This is a genomic window from Rubrivirga sp. (genome assembly GCF_049648075.1).
Lineage (GTDB): Bacteria > Bacteroidota > Rhodothermia > Rhodothermales > Rubricoccaceae > Rubrivirga.
This window is the reverse complement of sequence record NZ_JBARYR010000527.1, coordinates 1-1,683: the sequence shown is the minus strand read 5'-3', so window position 1 is coordinate 1,683 and position 1,683 is coordinate 1. Positions and strand designations below refer to the sequence as shown.

Here is a 1,683-nt window from a genome sequence, read left to right as displayed (position 1 = left end):
GGCTCGTCCTCGAGGACGAGCCAAGTCGTGGTGGACCTCGAGGACGCCGGACAGGTGCGAGCCGTGGCGGGCACCGAACCCTGCCTTTCGGACCGTCGCGCCGCCGACGGCGAGCGTGCTCAAGGATCCCAAGGCGGGGCCGAGCTGCAACGGCTCGTAGATCTGAGCGCCGTCCAAGGTCAGCGCATGGGTTCCGGTCTGGCCACCTTGGATCGACAAGGCGTCGAGGTAGGTTCGGCCTCCGATGCCCAGGAGCGAGCGCAGGGCCTTGCCGTCGACACTCGAGGTCGCGCTCGGGGACCCCTCCGCGAGCCCGGGGTCCCCGCCTGGCTGGCCGGTCACGCGGTCGGGCAAGACCTCGAATCCGTTGTCGGCGCCCAACTCCAGCGAGGAGCCGCGCGTCTCGATTCCCCGCACCACGACCGTTCCAACACCGGCGACCGCGGATCGCATTCCGACCGTCTCTCGAACCACCGCGCCCGGCGCGACGCTCACGCGCGACGCTTGCGGCCGGTAGCCGACGTAGCTCGCCAAGAGAACGTGGGGGCCAGGCGAGACGTCGCTCACGACGAAGCGGCCGGCCCCGTCCGTCACCGTCGTCGACGGCCCGAGCCGGACGTGAGCAAGCACGAGGGGCTCGCCGGTGTCCGCATCGAGGACGAGGCCCGAGACGGCCCCGAGCGCCGCGCGGTCCACGACGGGCGCCGTCACCAGGTACGTCCCCGTCGACCGGCGCACGAAGTCGAGGCCGACGGCCTCGGTAATGCAGCGGAGCAGGTCCTCGGCCTGCCACCCCGACCCGCCGCACCAGACGGGGCGGTCGCCCACGAGCGCCGTCGAATACACCACGTCGATGCCGGCTCGGTCGGCGACGGCCGCGAGGGCTTGGTTCGCGGGAACGCCGCGGAAGACGATGCCCTCGCCCGTCTGCGCCCTCGAGGGCGTGATCGCGACGAGCGCTGCGAGAAGACAGAGTCCGATGTGGGCTCGCGTCATCACGACTGGACGGCCGGCGGCGGCGGTGCGACCGGCCGACTCGCGCGGACGCGGTAGCCTTGGGCGGTGGGTGTAAAGCGGACGCCTGCCGCCGCGCCCAAATCGCCCAGAAGCGCGTCGATGTCAGGGCGGTCCGTGTAGTACGCCGTCACCCTGACGTCCAGCGGCACGCTCGGCGCGGCCTCGAGGGCGATTCCGTAGCGTCGCTCGACCTCGTCGAGGACGGACCCGAGCGGCCGGTCCTGGAACGAGACCGCGCCCGAGCGCCACGCCGCCCGGCGACCGGCATCGACGGGGAGGGCGGACACGTCGGACCCGACCTCGGCGACGTCGCCGGCCTCGAGGACGAGCGAGCGGCTCTGGTCGTTCTCGACGCGAACCTGTCCCTCCGTGACCGCGACGTCCGTCGAGCCGTCGGCGGGCCAGGCTAGGACGTTAAACGCCGTGCCCAGAACCTCGACGCTGGCGTTGTGGGTCAAGACTTCGAAGCGCGATCCGGTCTCGACCTGGAAAAACGCCTCGCCCTCGAGGGCGACCGCCCGGCCGCTCCAGAACGACCGGCGGTGGCTCAGCTCGGACCCACCGTTGAGCGTGGCGACGGAGCCGTCGGGGAGCACGACCTCGAGGACGTCGCCGGCCGGCGCGAGGTGCGTGACGGGAACGAACAGCCAGGCCACCAACGCCACG

2 protein-coding genes are annotated in these 1,683 nt (G+C 72.1%); both read right to left on the bottom strand.

What is annotated here, in order from left to right; genetic code table 11:
* Window positions 1–996, bottom strand: a 996-nt coding sequence (locus WBA11_RS14720; protein ID WP_424521419.1) for a carboxypeptidase regulatory-like domain-containing protein, incomplete at its 3' end; no start/stop codon positions are given.
* Window positions 996–1,683: FecR family protein (locus tag WBA11_RS14715; protein ID WP_424521418.1), on the bottom strand; the 688-nt coding region annotated here is incomplete at its 5' end. The genes WBA11_RS14715 and WBA11_RS14720, both read right to left, overlap by 1 nt.